A 12,906-nucleotide genomic window follows, 5' to 3' on the forward strand; every position below is an offset into this window, starting at 1 on the left:
ACTAATAGCAGTAACTTCTGTTTTGATTAAAACCTTTAATTTAGGATTTCAACTCGATGTCAAACGAGATCATGTCACTCCTGCTTATCGAGAAATTCCTGAAGATGAAAAAATAATATCTGCTTTTGACCTGTTTGAAAAATTTGCCCTCAACCGCAAAAATACAAATATTAGTGATGAAATAGACACTTGGGAAATGTGGCGTTGGGTATATGGAATGTTGGCGACTTATGGATTAAGACCAAGGGAACTATTTGTCCAACCAGATATTAATTGGTGGATGTCTCCCCAAAATATAGATCATACTTGGAAGGTGAATAAAAATACTAAAACTGGATATCGAGAAGTTATTCCTTTTGTTCCTGAATGGATAGAATTATTTGATTTAAAAAATCCCAAACCATTAAAGATTTTAGAAATAAAAGTGGCAAAAATTGCATCTGTACAAAATATTAATTGGATGCGAAGAGATATATCCAGATGGTTTAGAAAGGTGGGAATTGAGTTTCAACCTTATGATTTGCGTCATGGTTGCGCGATTCGAGCGCATCTTCAGGGAATACCAATTAAAGCCGCAGCAGATAATTTAGGTCATACTGTTGATGAACATACAAAAACCTATCAAAGATGGTTTGGGATTGAAAACCGGAAAAAAGCCTTTGGTGAGGTAATTAGTCAAAGGTCGTTAATTGAGTTGCAGAAAAATGAAATATTGGCGTTAAGGATGGAGAATGAAAGGTTGAGGTTGGAGATGGAAAAGTTGGAAATTTTTGGGAAGTAAAAATGTAGAGGACTGGGAACAGGTTTATCATCGCGGTTAAGAACATCTTGAAAGTTCTGTCTAATGTCCTAATTAGGATGTTATGCGGAAAGTTTCTGGATATCACCGATAAATATACTAAAAAGCTTGTATTTACCTACAAAATCGGGTATATATACAGTGGCATTATGTGAATCTGTAACAGGATGAAATGTAATTTACTAGATATTGAACATTAATGAGCAGGTAGGATCTAAGATGTACAATGACAAAAAGCAATCACAGGATATGTTTTCCTGGATATACATTGGAACTTCAATCTACTTAGGACTCCAAGCTTTGAAGAAGCGTGATGAGTTATTGGAGTATCTAGAGGCTGACCCGCTAAATCCTAAGAGACATCAAGAATTTCTAATGGGGCTAAACAAGCTAAGAGGTTTAGGGAATGTGGACTCAGTGCCAGTTTATGACAGAGTTTTAAAGATTCTCATGGATAATCCCAATGATCCAGAGGTAATGAACTTGACATTTAAATCTGGGCAATGGTACTTCAAAGCTCAAGAACCCACTAAAACATATACCTTAAACAACTTATCACAAGTTCAAGCTCTTTTAATTAAGAAAGAAGAACTCGAAGGCTTAATCAAAAAGGTAGAGAATAATGACAATGAGGATTTTATAGAAGTATCTAGATGGTTAAATAGCCTGGACTTCTCTAAATTTGAGGAGAATGCAGTTAAGAGGATGCTGGTAAGTCTAATGGAAAAGTTATCAGCCTCTTTGTTACAAAGAATAACTCAGAACCCTACAGATAAGGAATTAGCGTCTTCGTTAATATCTACTCTTAAATTTGTTAGTAGACCTGATCCTACCTCTTATGAAGCTTTTTTGATATCTCTCTTAAATCATATGGTTCTTGAGCCGAAAAACAGAGAGCTTAAGGAGTTTTTAATGTACTGCCTGGATAAAGCCCCAGGTATTGCTGGTGTAAACAGTCTTAATATCTATAACACTATTCTTGATCTTTTTGAGTGTAGTTCCTCTCAAAAAGATTTACGTGTTTTAGTTTTAGATGTAGGTAGATGGCATTTTAGTAGAAAGAATTGGCTTCGTCGGAGTCCTAAACCTGAAGATGAGCAGCAAATGCAAAATGACATTTTGATGAGGCTTAAAAGCTGAACTTTAAACATCTTTTAGAAAAGCGATCACTGACTTTCTAACCCTATTCCATTAAACCAGGAATCACAAAAATAATTTATTCTTGTTTGTTTAAGCATGGGTTTTATATACCGAATCATTCTGTCTATTACTCTGAAAAGGGTGATAGCCAGAAAAATTCTTACTATCCAACCATACTTACGTAGTTATCTGGAATTTTTTTTGTATAATAGGTGGATATTGACGATATACGGGAAATATATAAAGATGTTTTTGGATAAGGATCTTGTTGGTCAGCAAGAGAATGTAGAGTTATTTAACAATATTGGACATTTAGATAATCTCGAAGGTCGTTTGACAGTTTGGCTTACGATTAATCAAACTCCGCGAATTAATTGGGAGTTTGAAACAGCCAGAGGGGAATATAACTTTGACTTTCTCTGTTCTAATTCACCACCCCAAACACTGACTTCTTGGGATGGTTCAGATCCTCAGTTTGTAGTTGAAAAGCCAATGGTTACATTTCGAGGTGGGAAAAGACGACAAAGCAGGGGTTATGCAGAGCAAGCTGTATACGGAGATATAAACGCAGATGCTCACTGTTTTGATTTCTACCTACCGAATACAGATTTTTTGAGAGAGGCTACAGGTAGTGATCTTGCGGCCATAACCAAAGCATTAAAATGTGAATCTTTTGTAGTAGAGATCAGTAACGATTGGAGTGTTGAATTTTCTACAAATCAAGATGCTTTAGATTGGCTGAAACCAGAGGCTCAGAATAGAGGTTCAATGATCACCTTGAAAGTTCGCCTCTTTCAGACACAACAACCTTCTACCAAAATTCAAGACCTATTAAATATTTCCCTGTCTGATGCTAGTAAAACTCTCTCACATTTATGTTTAATGCTGTCGTATATAAATGGAGGGTATGTCAAACCAATCTATGCAATTGCAAAGAAATTTGTGGACGTGGGAACAGATCGAATAAGTAGGGAAAATGTAGCCTCATTGGCTGAAGCACCTTTAATCGTTCCGCAAGAGGAATTGGGACAAGGTTGTATCAGATATTTTGGCATCAAAGACTTGTTGGATTTTGTTCAATGTTTTCCAGCTTTTCAACGAATGTTGCAAACTCCTCACTGGAGCGAGAAATGGATTGTTCTTTTAGAGTGGTATTTTCAAGCAATACCAAGAGCATCTGGACGTAGAAGAAATGTTTTGCTACCTGTTGTAGCCAATGCATTGGGAACGTTATTAGAAAACCTTGCTCGAATAATTTTAGTGGAAGAAGGAACTTTCAGTAACAATCAATTCAAGCGGCTCTGCTTGAAAGATCGCATTAACGAACTCCTTTCTCGTTTAGGGATAATAGGTGACAATTTAGTAGTAGATGACTTTGTGGCTATCCGAAACAATTCTACTCATGCTAAATCTATTGCACTCCCATTAACTGATATGCAACAGTGGGAAGTAGTGCAGAAAGCGGTTCAATGGGCGGATGAGGTAGTTCTGTGGAGACTTGGCTATGGAGGACAATACAGGGAGAGAAGCCTATATTCAATTCAGGGTATTCAACCTCGTTACGACCTTTCGCAACGCGATCCAAGTTGGTAGTGCGATCGCTCAAAATCCATTATCTTGTGATTCTTTAACTGGGATTAACTGCGATCACTAATATTGGGGAAATGCGATCGCTTAAAATCTATTATCTTGTGTTTCTTTAACTGCGATTAATGCGATCTTATGGGTAAGCGATCGCTCAATTGCCATTTTCTTGTGCTTTCTTAACTACTATTAATTGCGATCGCTAATATTGGGTTAATGCGATAGCGAAGCGTGACCTAGGAATCGCTCAATTTCCAGTTTCTTGTGCTTCGTTAACTATGATTAACTGCGATCTCATGGGTAAGTGCGATCGCTCAAAATCCATTGTCTTGTGCTTCCTTAACTGGGATTAACTGCGATCTTATGGGTAAGCGATCGCTCAATTTCCAGTTTCTTGTGCTTCCTTAACTGTGATTAATTGCGATCTCATGGGTAAGCGATCGCTCAAAATCCATTTCCTTGTGCTTCCTTAACTGTGATTAACTGCGATCGCTAATATTTGGTTAATGCGATCGCTCAATTTCCATATTCTTGTGCTTCCTTAACTGTGATTAAATGCGATCGCTAATATTGGGGAAATGCGATCGCTCAAAATCCATTATCTTGTACTTCCTTAACTGCGATCGCTCAATATCCAAACAAATAAATCAATAAAAATATGCGTGCAAACATTGACACTCAAAAGTTAGAACGTCTGATGCAAGTTTTAGGTAGAGAAGCACAGGGTTCAGGCTGCATCTACTTTACAGGAGGAGCTAGTGCGCTACTAATTGGATGGCGTAACTCCACAGTTGATGTTGATCTTCGTCTAGATCCTGAACCACCAGGCATTTTTCAGGCGATCTCCAAACTCAAACAAGAATTAAACATTAATATCGAATTAGCATCTCCGCAGGATTTTTTGCCACCTCTTCCAGGATGGCGTGATAGAAGCGTATTCATTGGCAAACAAGGTCAAATTTCGTTTTATCACTATGATTTTACAGCCCAAGCTCTTTCTAAACTATCCAGGGGATTTGACCGTGATATTAAAGATATTGAAGCCATGTACAAACAGAAATTATTCTCTTTGAGTGATCTACAGAATTGCTTTGAAGCGATTGTACCTGAACTAATCAGATTCCCATCTCTTAATCCTGATATGCTTAGAAGCAGAGTCGAGAAATTTATTGAACGTTGTGAAAATAACCTGGAGGATGATCAATCATGAATCTTAATGAGTTACCAGGTGCAGAAATAATATTACCTGGACTAAGTGATCTTCGCAGTGGTGAGTCCAAGACAATTGGAGCATTGTTAGCGGCGATCGCGTCAACCCGCTTAACTGAAGCTGGTTTAGATATCCCTAAAAATCACTTAGCTCCAGAACCAGAGCTAACTTTATATGCCCTTCTCCAAGATGAACGAGAGGATGCTTACATTTACTATAATGCTTTGCTTAATCAACTAAATAGCTTTTGCAATGCTCTTGAACTCAGTTATAAATATAAACCCGCTAAATTTACTGTTTAATATCTTTGAGAAAAGCGATTCCTACGGAGTTCGCTATCGCTCAATTTCCATTATCTTGTGATTCTTTAACTGGGATTAACTGCGATAGCGAAGCGCTGACTTGTCAGTTCGCTAATATTGGGGAAATGCGATAGCGAAGCGCTCCGTAGGAATCGCTTAAAATCTATTATCTTGTGCTTCCTTAACTGGGATTAACTGCGATCTCATGGGTAAGCGATCGCTAATATTGAGTTAATGCGATCGCTCAAAATCCATTATCTTGTGATTCTTTAACTGGGATTAACTGCGATCTCATGGGTAAGCGATCGCTCAATATCTATTTCTTTGTGCTTCCTTAACTGTGATCGCTAATATTGAGTTAGTGCGATCGCTGATATTGGGGAAATGCGATCGCTCAAAATCCATTATCTTGTACTTCCTTAACTGGGATTAACTGCGATCGCTAATATTGAGTTAATGCGATCGCTCAAAATCCATTTTCTTATGCTTCCTTGACTTCGATTAACTGCGATCTCATGGGTAAGCGATCGCTCAAAATCCATTTTCTTGTACTTCCTTCACTGCGATAGCGTAAGCGCTGACTTGTCAGTTCGCTAATATTGGGTTAGTGCGATAGCGAAGCGCCCCGCAGGAATCGCTCAAAATCCATTTTCTTGATCAACCAGGAGGAAATTTAACTTAAATAGAAATATGGGGACTTGATTAACTGATGTAAAAAACAAAGGAGGCTTTATGAAAGCTGTTGAGTTAGTAGGGACAGTAAACACAAATGGGCAGATTAATTTAGACCAAGCATTAACATTTCCTTACGGCAGTCGTGTTAAGGTTATTGTCTTATTACCTGAGTTGATTGATCAGGTAGACGGTGATCAGGAGATATTCCAACCAATAAGCCTAAACGACCCTAAACTAATTAATACATTAAAAATGCGGACTTTGATTGAGACAAGCTTAACTGATATGGCAAATGATCCAGAGATCCAAAGAGAGATAGGTCTAATTAATGCTGAGTTTGAAATCTCTGAACTGGATGGAATAGAAAGGTTATGAGCGTTCAGCGATCTGAAATTTACTTCGTCAATCTTAATCCAGTTCAAGGTAGAGAACAAGCAGGAGAGCGTCCTGTTTTAGTGCTTTCTGTAGATGCTATTAATCAATTACCATTAGTTGTTACAGTAGTTGTTGGTACAAAAGGAACAAATATCACCAAAAACTACCCAACAAATGTGAGGTGTTTACCTGAAGAAACTGGATTATTAATCGAGACAGTATTTCTATGCTTTCAAATTCGTTCACTTGATTTAAAGCGTTTTCCTAGCCAGCCTTCTGGCAAACTCTCAGATGCTAAAATGCAGGACATAGAAACCGTAGTTCGCTATTGTTTGGGACTTTAGTCTCGTTTCAACAGCAGTCTGTGAGGTACAGTCTAACGGGGCTGTTAAACATCTTTGAGAAAAGCGATCAAAGCGATCGCTCAAAATCCATTGTCTTGTGCTTCCTTAACTTCGATTAATTGCGATCTCATGGGTAAGCGATTCCTACGGAGCGCTTCGCTATCGCTCAATATCTATTTCTTTGTGCTTCGTTAACTATGATTAACTGCGATCTCATGGGTAAGCGATTCCTACGGAGCGCTTCGCTATCGCTCAATATCTATTTCTTTGTGCTTCCTTAACTGTGATAGCGTAAGCGCTGACTTGTCAGTTCGCTAATATTGAGTTAGTGCGATAGCGAAGCGCTCCGCAGGAATCGTTTTTTGCTAAACTATAATCAAGGAAACAGCAAAATTAGATTATGAACTTAGATACAATTCAACAAGATATTGAGTCTCTTCCTCCCGATGCACAACAAATCATAGTCGAACTCGTAGAAGTCCTGAAAAAACGCTATCTTCTGAATCAACAGGAATCCTCAGAAAATTCCTTGCAAGACTGGTCAGACTTTATTGGTTGCATAGAAGCTGAAACAGACCTCTCAAAAAACTATAAAAATTACTTAGACCGTGAACTTAATCAAAAATATGATCATAGTTGATACAGGCTTTTGGTTAGCTCTTGCCAATAAAAAAGATACAGTTCATATAGCCGCCAAAAAACGATTTCAAGATTTAGCTAATCAGCAATTTATTACAACCTGGTGCGTCGTCACAGAAACGTGCTATCTATTACAAAAAAGAGTAGGAGTGGATGCTCCAAAAATCTTTATTAATAAAATTTCTACAGGAAAGCTACAAATATTTGATCCGAAACAACATCATTGCCAGCGTATTGAAGAACTGATGGAAAAATATAAAGATTTACCGATGGATTTAGCCGATGCTTCTCTCGTTATCCTGGCAGAAGAATTAGGTCATGGCCAAATTTTATCGGTTGATTATCGAGATTTTAACACCTATCGCTGGAAAAATACAGAACCGTTCGATAACCTCTTTCATGAATTTTTATGATGTAGTGCGATGCCTATGGCGAGGGAAGCGATCGCTCAATTTCCATTATCTTGTGCTTCGTTAACTATGATTAACTGCGATCTCATGGGTAAGCGATAGCGAAGCTCTGCTGCAAGCAGTTCGCCATCCTTCAGAATCAAGCAGTGGAATTGCTTATGCTAAAGTAGTTCTCAAGTTAATTCAAGATTGTGATGAGCCTGAGAAAGATGTTGAAACAATTCTTAATAAAACTACCTTTGACTAATCTCGAATACCAAGTCATATCTGTAAAAACACACATCAAACGCAAGAAAAAAGTTCATGTGTCCTAGTATTAACGGTGCATACTTATCTTGTGTCCAAGCAAAAGCCAAATCCACAGCAGGGAATTGTTCAACAGTGGCTTTCACAACTAATGCACGAGCTTCAAATCTAGCTAAATTACCGCCTAATGGCAAAGACAACCTTTGATTTTCCCAGACTGCGCCTAATGCTAATCCCATTTCATAAGGCAAGACATTAACGCTAGAGCCAGTATCCAACAGACCCGAAACGTTCAAAGACTGATTTTGATACGTTAATTTCAGTGGTAAATAAGGAAGTGTACTTAATGCTCCAAGACTGGGATCTACCTCAGTGAAGGCAAATCTTACTTTATTAACCATGAGTCAATTCTTGTGTCTCTTTTAATGCTTGAGCTAAAATGGCAGCAGCCTCAAAAGAGTCATGTAAACCTTGTCTATGGACATCATCTTGAATAGACATCGGTACAATACCAGACTCCCTGAGCAACTCGGCTACAAGGAAATTAAGTAATAAGAGCTTATCGGAGTGAGATAATTGCCTAAGTATGGGAGCGAACTGAGTGGTTGTTAGCATAAGTTCAACGAAAGATACAGATTCTAGTTTTTTGCACTCTGTCTCATTGTAACACTCTCTTTGGAGCAAATTATCTTGTGCTTCCTTAACTGTGGTTAACTGCGATCTCATGGGTAAGCGATCGCGAAGCGCTGCTGCAAGCAGATCGCCGATCTTGTATTTACCGTCTTGATTATCAAGTGATAGAATAAAAAAAGGAATAACAACTACTCACCCCAAGAACATCTTTTAGACTGCACAGTATCAGAAGAGAAAAAATAATGGCTGAACTCAAACTAAGATCAAAAGATCCAGATTCCCTCAGACGAATTATTGAAAGTGCTTTATCAGAAAGATTACAAAGTGTAATAGCAGGAATAAAAAGAACAGAAGAACGAATTATAGAATTGGAAACCAAGTATCAATTATCAACAAAGGAATTTATAACCCGGTTTAATAATGATGAATTATCCCATAATTTTGATTTTGATGAATGGATTGGCGAATCTCGAATGCTGACACATTTACAACAAATGAAAGAGTCTATAGAGGAGATTGATTTTGTTAATTGAAAATCATTTTCAACAGATTCAGCTTTTAATTGAATCTTCAGAAATTGTCAAAATATTCAAGATTGAAAGTGAAAAAAGAGGAATATATGAAGGATTGATCAAAGGAAAAATTGATTTTGAAGATAATTCTTTGCTGCATTTACGAGAATTTGTCTATGTTGAAATCTCCATAGATCGAAAAATGTATAGTTATCAATATATGGATTCAGAAAATAAACTAATTTTTCGTTATGACAATACTGAACATCATCGAAAATTAAATCTCCCTACTTTTCCTCATCATAAACATGATGGAAGTGAGGATAATGTGATTAAATCAGATGCTCCTTTTTTAAATGAGGTACTCAATGAGGTTAAAAAAATATTAGGATAGTGCGATAGTGAATAGTGAAGCGCGACATAGGAATCGCTCAATATCCATTTCCTTGTGCTTCCTTAACTGGGATTAACTGCGATAGCGAAGCGCTGACTTGTCAGTTCGCTAATATTGGGGAAATGCGATAGCGAAGCGTGACCTAGGAATCGCTTAAAATCCATTGTCTTGTGCTTCCTTAACTGTGATTAAGTGCGATAGCGTAAGCGCTGACTTGTCAGTTCGCTAATATTCGGTTAGTGCGATAGCGAAGCGTGACCTAGGAATCGCTCAAAATCTATTGTCTTGTGATTCTTTAACTGTGATTAATTGCGATCTCATGGGTAAGCGATCGCTCAAAATCCATTGTCTTGTGATTCTTTAACTGTGATTAATTGCGATCTCATGGGTAAGCGATCACTCAAAATCCATTGTCTTGTGCTGCGATCGCCAGTTGTGGTTTGAGTGCGATCGCTAATCACCTCGGATAATTTTTATCTTGCATTCTGATCGCTCAAAACAGACATCAAATTCTCGAAAAAAGTTTGTTTGTCCCAGGATTAAGGGTACATTAGAGGCTTCTACCCAGGCAAATGCTAGACGAACGGGTTCTAGATTTCCAATTTGAACTTGCACAAATAACCCCCTTGCTTCAACCTTTGCAAGATTTCCAGCCAATGGCAAGCGAACAGTTTGATTATCCCAAATCGCGCCTAATTGTAACCCAATATCATAAGGTAAAACATTGACAGTAGACCCAGTATCCAGCAGTGCATTTGCAGAAACAGAAGAGTCTGCATAACTTAGAATGACAGGAATTGTGGGTAATGCTTCATCGTCAGAAAAGGGAAACTCAACTGTACTACGCATGAGTTGATGTTTCTTTGTTATCCTGAATCATCTGCATTAGAATGTTTGCAGCTTCCGTTGCGTGATATTGCGACCAAACCGGGTACTCTGATGCAGAAAAAATAACTTGTAGTTCAGCGTCTGGGATTTGTGTGGCTAGGAGTTTGAAGAGTGATAATTTGTCTGACTGACTCAAATTGTTGACCAGAGGAATTAACTCAGTAAGTGACATAGTTTAAACTTCCATACAGGCAATAATATATTGATCATAAGTCATCTGTGAGGTAAAGTCTAACGAGTCCGTTAAACATCTTTGAGAAAAGCGATTCCTGCGGAGCGCTATCTCTATTCCTTCGGAACGCTACGCGAACGAGACGCTACCGTGAACGCTATCGCTTAAAATCCATTGTCTTGTGCTTTCTTAACTGGGATTGACTGCGATAGCGTAAGCGCTGACTTGTCAGTTCGCTAATATTTGGTTAATGCGATAGCGAAGCGCTCCGTAGGAATCGCTTCCTTAACTGGGATTAACTGCGATAGCGTAAGCGCTGACTTGTCAGTTCGCTAATATTGGGTTAATGCGATAGCGAAGCGCTCCGCAGGAATCGCCAATCTTGTAGGGTGCGTTAATGAAATGTAACGTACCTTATCACTTCTTCATCTTTAATAAAAGCGATTGGTCAAATAGCTACCATGTAGTGGCGTTTCAATGTCAAAGTTGGTGATAATATAGAAAAGAGAAACTCTTTAAATGTAAAATCTTGTATGACTACTCGGCTAGAAGTTGAATCAGTAATCAAGCAATTACCAGAAAGTGAAGTTCGTGATCTGGCAAAATGGATTCAAGAATATCTTGATGAGAGGTGGGATCGTCAAATTGAGGCAGATTTAGGATCAGGGAAATTAGATCGCCTCATTGCTCAGGCAGAAAAAGATATTACAGCGAACAACGTGAGGGATCTTGATGAAATCCTTTGCGACGACTGAGTTTTGGAAAGCGTATGCTAATTTGTCACCTGAGATGCAAGAGCAAGCGCGGAAGGCTTATCAGCTTTGGCAGGAAAACTCACTTCATCCCTCTTTGCACTTCAAAAAAGTCGGTAGAAATCTTTGGTCTGCCCGTGTCAGTGGTGGATATCGAGCGTTAGCCTTGAAAAAGGGTGACGATTATTATTGGATTTGGATCGGTAATCATGATGAATATGAAAGTTTTTTAAATTAGCCCGTTGTCACAAGCGTAAGCGTTGCGCTCCGCAGGAATCGCCAATCCTGTAGGATGCGTTAATGGAATGTAAAGCACCTTATAATTTCATCGTTAAACATCTTTGACAAAAGCGATTCCTTAACTGCGATTAACTGCGATCGTGCGATCGCTGATATTGGAGAAATGCGATTCCTACGGAGCGCTTCGCTATCGCTCAAAATCCATTTTCTTGTACTTCCTTAACTACTATGAACTGCGATCTCATGGGTAAGCGATCGCGAAGCGCTGCTGCAAGCAGATCGCCGATCTTGTATTTACCGTCTTGATTATCAAGTGATAGAATAAAAAAAGGAATAACAACTACTCACCCCAAGAACATCTTTTAGACTGCACAGTATCAGAAGAGAAAAAATAATGGCTGAACTCAAACTAAGATCAAAAGATCCAGATTCCCTCAGACGAATTATTGAAAGTGCTTTATCAGAAAGATTACAAAGTGTAATAGCAGGAATAAAAAGAACAGAAGAACGAATTATAGAATTGGAAACCAAGTATCAATTATCAACAAAGGAATTTATAACCCGTTTTAATAATGATGAATTATCCCATAATTTTGATTTTGATGAATGGATTGGCGAATCTCGAATGCTGACACATTTACAACAAATGAAAGAGTCTATAGAGGAGATTGATTTTGTTAATTGAAAATCATTTTCAACAGATTCAGCTTTTAATTGAATCTTCAGAAATTGTCAAAATATTCAAGATTGAAAGTGAAAAAAGAGGAATATATGAAGGATTGATCAAAGGAAAAATTGATTTTGAAGATAATTCTTTGCTGCATTTACGAGAATTTGTCTATGTTGAAATCTCCATAGATCGAAAAATGTATAGTTATCAATATATGGATTCAGAAAATAAACTAATTTTTCGTTATGACAATACTGAACATCATCGAAAATTAAATCTCCCTACTTTTCCTCATCATAAACATGATGGAAGTGAGGATAATGTGATTAAATCAGATGCTCCTTTTTTAAATGAGGTACTCAATGAGGTTAAAAAAATATTAGGATAGTGCGATACTGAAGCGCGACCTAGTAATTGCTCAAATTCCATTGTCTTGTGCTTCCTTGACTGGGATTAACTGCGATCTCATGGGTAAGCGATCTCATATCCTGTAGGGTGCATTAATGGAATGTAACGCACCTTATCTGATTGCTTGGGTAAGAACATTTTTCGCTAAACTATAATCAGGAAAACAGGAAAATGAGATTATGAACTTAGATACAATTCAACAAGATATTGAGTCTCTTCCTCCCGATGCACAACAAATCATAGTCGAACTCGTAGAAGTCCTGAAAAAACGCTATCTTCTGAATCAACAAAAATCCTCAGAAAATTCCTTGCCAGACTGGTCAGACTTTATCGGTTGCATAGAAGCTGAAACAGACCTCTCAAAAAACTATAAAAACTACTTAGATCGTGAACTTAATCAAAAATATGATCATAGTTGATACAGGCTTTTGGTTAGCTCTTGCCAATAAAAAAGATACAGTTCATATAGCCGCCAAAAAACGATTTCAAGATTTAGCTAATCAGCAATTTATT

Annotated in this window: 22 protein-coding genes; 16 read left to right on the forward strand and 6 right to left on the reverse strand. The window is 37.9% G+C overall.

Annotated elements, in window-relative coordinates; translation table 11 throughout:
* The 5 genes from IQ228_RS10050 to IQ228_RS10070 all read left to right on the forward strand — a co-directional run.
* A partial coding sequence (locus IQ228_RS10050) for a site-specific integrase (protein ID WP_193962780.1) occupies positions 1-781 on the forward strand: 781 nt, incomplete at its 5' end.
* A 237-nt stretch (positions 782-1,018) separates the two neighbouring features.
* On the forward strand, positions 1,019-1,939 hold the full coding sequence (locus IQ228_RS10055; protein WP_193962781.1) for a hypothetical protein: 921 nt from the start codon (positions 1,019-1,021) through the stop codon (positions 1,937-1,939).
* Between the two features lie 246 nt (positions 1,940-2,185).
* The gene (locus IQ228_RS10060) at positions 2,186-3,532 is read left to right on the forward strand and encodes a hypothetical protein (RefSeq protein ID WP_193962782.1); all 1,347 of its coding nucleotides are present in this window, start codon (positions 2,186-2,188) and stop codon (positions 3,530-3,532) included.
* Positions 3,533-4,181: 649 nt separating this feature from the next.
* Positions 4,182-4,733 carry a DUF6036 family nucleotidyltransferase gene (locus tag IQ228_RS10065; RefSeq protein ID WP_193962783.1) on the forward strand — a complete coding sequence of 184 codons (552 nt, stop codon included), beginning with the start codon at positions 4,182-4,184 and terminating at the stop codon, positions 4,731-4,733.
* On the forward strand, positions 4,730-5,035 hold the full coding sequence (locus tag IQ228_RS10070) for a hypothetical protein (protein WP_027401691.1): 306 nt from the start codon (positions 4,730-4,732) through the stop codon (positions 5,033-5,035). Before IQ228_RS10065 ends, IQ228_RS10070 begins: the two co-directional genes overlap by 4 nt.
* Before the next feature lie 419 nt (positions 5,036-5,454).
* On the opposite strand, the gene IQ228_RS27115 is transcribed toward IQ228_RS10070, so the two are convergent.
* Complete coding sequence (locus IQ228_RS27115; RefSeq protein WP_255549962.1) at positions 5,455-5,577, reverse strand: hypothetical protein; 123 nt, start codon at positions 5,575-5,577, stop codon at positions 5,455-5,457.
* Positions 5,578-5,767: 190 nt separating this feature from the next.
* Between IQ228_RS27115 and IQ228_RS10075 the strand changes: the two genes are divergently transcribed.
* The 4 genes from IQ228_RS10075 (at position 5,768) to IQ228_RS10090 (ending at position 7,481) form a co-directional block, all read left to right on the forward strand.
* Positions 5,768-6,085: a hypothetical protein gene (locus IQ228_RS10075; protein ID WP_015079366.1), complete on the forward strand. Its 318-nt coding sequence runs from the start codon at positions 5,768-5,770 to the stop codon at positions 6,083-6,085.
* Positions 6,082-6,429, forward strand: a complete 348-nt coding sequence (locus IQ228_RS10080; RefSeq protein WP_168695709.1) for a type II toxin-antitoxin system PemK/MazF family toxin — start codon at positions 6,082-6,084, stop codon at positions 6,427-6,429. Before IQ228_RS10075 ends, IQ228_RS10080 begins: the two co-directional genes overlap by 4 nt.
* A 400-nt stretch (positions 6,430-6,829) precedes the next feature.
* Positions 6,830-7,069, forward strand: coding sequence for a hypothetical protein (locus IQ228_RS10085; protein WP_193962784.1), 240 nt, complete (start codon positions 6,830-6,832; stop codon positions 7,067-7,069).
* Complete coding sequence (locus IQ228_RS10090; RefSeq protein ID WP_168464993.1) at positions 7,056-7,481, forward strand: type II toxin-antitoxin system VapC family toxin; 426 nt, start codon at positions 7,056-7,058, stop codon at positions 7,479-7,481. Before IQ228_RS10085 ends, IQ228_RS10090 begins: the two co-directional genes overlap by 14 nt.
* A 230-nt stretch (positions 7,482-7,711) precedes the next feature.
* On the opposite strand, the gene IQ228_RS10095 is transcribed toward IQ228_RS10090, so the two are convergent.
* On the reverse strand, positions 7,712-8,125 hold the full coding sequence (locus IQ228_RS10095) for a hypothetical protein (protein ID WP_168695715.1): 414 nt from the start codon (positions 8,123-8,125) through the stop codon (positions 7,712-7,714).
* Positions 8,118-8,339, reverse strand: a complete 222-nt coding sequence (locus IQ228_RS10100; RefSeq protein ID WP_015079365.1) for a hypothetical protein — start codon at positions 8,337-8,339, stop codon at positions 8,118-8,120. Before IQ228_RS10100 ends, IQ228_RS10095 begins: the two co-directional genes overlap by 8 nt.
* A gap of 260 nt (positions 8,340-8,599) precedes the next feature.
* On the opposite strand from IQ228_RS10100, the gene IQ228_RS10105 reads away from it, so the two are divergent.
* Positions 8,600-8,890 (forward strand): hypothetical protein, encoded by a 291-nt coding sequence (locus IQ228_RS10105; protein WP_015079369.1) that lies wholly within the window; start codon positions 8,600-8,602, stop codon positions 8,888-8,890.
* Positions 8,880-9,263 (forward strand): DUF6516 family protein, encoded by a 384-nt coding sequence (locus tag IQ228_RS10110; protein WP_193962785.1) that lies wholly within the window; start codon positions 8,880-8,882, stop codon positions 9,261-9,263. Before IQ228_RS10105 ends, IQ228_RS10110 begins: the two co-directional genes overlap by 11 nt.
* Positions 9,264-9,598: 335 nt before the next feature.
* Here the strand turns inward: IQ228_RS10110 and IQ228_RS27120 are convergent, their stop codons facing one another.
* Genes IQ228_RS27120 through IQ228_RS10120 form a run of 3 tightly spaced genes read right to left on the reverse strand, consistent with a single transcriptional unit; the run spans position 9,599 to position 10,323 of the window.
* Entirely contained in the window at positions 9,599-9,724 is a 126-nt protein-coding gene (locus IQ228_RS27120) for a hypothetical protein (RefSeq protein ID WP_255549963.1), read from the reverse strand.
* Positions 9,717-10,112, reverse strand: coding sequence for an aspartyl protease family protein (locus IQ228_RS10115; protein ID WP_193962786.1), 396 nt, complete (start codon positions 10,110-10,112; stop codon positions 9,717-9,719). The genes IQ228_RS27120 and IQ228_RS10115 overlap by 8 nt, the downstream gene beginning before the upstream one ends.
* The gene (locus tag IQ228_RS10120) at positions 10,105-10,323 is read right to left on the reverse strand and encodes a hypothetical protein (RefSeq protein WP_027401683.1); all 219 of its coding nucleotides are present in this window, start codon (positions 10,321-10,323) and stop codon (positions 10,105-10,107) included. The genes IQ228_RS10115 and IQ228_RS10120 overlap by 8 nt, the downstream gene beginning before the upstream one ends.
* Positions 10,324-10,856: 533 nt before the next feature.
* Here IQ228_RS10120 and IQ228_RS10125 point away from each other — a divergent pair.
* The 5 genes from IQ228_RS10125 (at position 10,857) to IQ228_RS10145 (ending at position 12,812) form a co-directional block, all read left to right on the forward strand.
* On the forward strand, positions 10,857-11,078 hold the full coding sequence (locus IQ228_RS10125) for a hypothetical protein (RefSeq protein WP_193962787.1): 222 nt from the start codon (positions 10,857-10,859) through the stop codon (positions 11,076-11,078).
* A complete protein-coding gene (locus IQ228_RS10130) occupies positions 11,056-11,313 on the forward strand; it encodes a type II toxin-antitoxin system RelE/ParE family toxin (protein ID WP_193962788.1) in 258 nt (85 codons plus the stop codon). The genes IQ228_RS10125 and IQ228_RS10130 overlap by 23 nt, the downstream gene beginning before the upstream one ends.
* 396 nt (positions 11,314-11,709) lie before the next feature.
* Positions 11,710-12,000, forward strand: a complete 291-nt coding sequence (locus tag IQ228_RS10135) for a hypothetical protein (protein WP_015079369.1) — start codon at positions 11,710-11,712, stop codon at positions 11,998-12,000.
* Positions 11,990-12,373, forward strand: coding sequence for a DUF6516 family protein (locus tag IQ228_RS10140; RefSeq protein WP_193962785.1), 384 nt, complete (start codon positions 11,990-11,992; stop codon positions 12,371-12,373). The genes IQ228_RS10135 and IQ228_RS10140 overlap by 11 nt, the downstream gene beginning before the upstream one ends.
* 199 nt (positions 12,374-12,572) lie before the next feature.
* Positions 12,573-12,812 (forward strand): hypothetical protein, encoded by a 240-nt coding sequence (locus tag IQ228_RS10145; RefSeq protein ID WP_168464992.1) that lies wholly within the window; start codon positions 12,573-12,575, stop codon positions 12,810-12,812.
* Positions 12,813-12,906 lie beyond the last annotated feature (94 nt).

Source organism: Dolichospermum sp. LEGE 00246, from assembly GCF_015207865.1.
Classification (GTDB): Bacteria; Cyanobacteriota; Cyanobacteriia; order Cyanobacteriales; family Nostocaceae; genus Dolichospermum; species Dolichospermum heterosporum.

Bases quoted from the DNA above. Each gene is read 5' to 3' on its own strand.
- IQ228_RS10055 (WP_193962781.1), top strand. From the start codon at position 1,019: ATGTACAATGACAAAAAGCAATCACAGGATATGTTTTCCTGGATATAC.
- IQ228_RS10060 (WP_193962782.1), top strand. From the start codon at position 2,186: ATGTTTTTGGATAAGGATCTTGTTGGTCAGCAAGAGAATGTAGAGTTA.
- IQ228_RS10065 (WP_193962783.1), top strand. From the start codon at position 4,182: ATGCGTGCAAACATTGACACTCAAAAGTTAGAACGTCTGATGCAAGTT.
- IQ228_RS10070 (WP_027401691.1), top strand. From the start codon at position 4,730: ATGAATCTTAATGAGTTACCAGGTGCAGAAATAATATTACCTGGACTA.
- IQ228_RS27115 (WP_255549962.1), bottom strand. From the start codon at position 5,577: ATGGATTTTGAGCGATCGCTTACCCATGAGATCGCAGTTAATCGAAGT.
- IQ228_RS10075 (WP_015079366.1), top strand. From the start codon at position 5,768: ATGAAAGCTGTTGAGTTAGTAGGGACAGTAAACACAAATGGGCAGATT.
- IQ228_RS10080 (WP_168695709.1), top strand. From the start codon at position 6,082: ATGAGCGTTCAGCGATCTGAAATTTACTTCGTCAATCTTAATCCAGTT.
- IQ228_RS10085 (WP_193962784.1), top strand. From the start codon at position 6,830: ATGAACTTAGATACAATTCAACAAGATATTGAGTCTCTTCCTCCCGAT.
- IQ228_RS10090 (WP_168464993.1), top strand. From the start codon at position 7,056: ATGATCATAGTTGATACAGGCTTTTGGTTAGCTCTTGCCAATAAAAAA.
- IQ228_RS10095 (WP_168695715.1), bottom strand. From the start codon at position 8,125: ATGGTTAATAAAGTAAGATTTGCCTTCACTGAGGTAGATCCCAGTCTT.
- IQ228_RS10100 (WP_015079365.1), bottom strand. From the start codon at position 8,339: ATGCTAACAACCACTCAGTTCGCTCCCATACTTAGGCAATTATCTCAC.
- IQ228_RS10105 (WP_015079369.1), top strand. From the start codon at position 8,600: ATGGCTGAACTCAAACTAAGATCAAAAGATCCAGATTCCCTCAGACGA.
- IQ228_RS10115 (WP_193962786.1), bottom strand. From the start codon at position 10,112: ATGCGTAGTACAGTTGAGTTTCCCTTTTCTGACGATGAAGCATTACCC.
- IQ228_RS10120 (WP_027401683.1), bottom strand. From the start codon at position 10,323: ATGTCACTTACTGAGTTAATTCCTCTGGTCAACAATTTGAGTCAGTCA.
- IQ228_RS10125 (WP_193962787.1), top strand. From the start codon at position 10,857: ATGACTACTCGGCTAGAAGTTGAATCAGTAATCAAGCAATTACCAGAA.
- IQ228_RS10130 (WP_193962788.1), top strand. From the start codon at position 11,056: ATGAAATCCTTTGCGACGACTGAGTTTTGGAAAGCGTATGCTAATTTG.
- IQ228_RS10135 (WP_015079369.1), top strand. From the start codon at position 11,710: ATGGCTGAACTCAAACTAAGATCAAAAGATCCAGATTCCCTCAGACGA.
- IQ228_RS10145 (WP_168464992.1), top strand. From the start codon at position 12,573: ATGAACTTAGATACAATTCAACAAGATATTGAGTCTCTTCCTCCCGAT.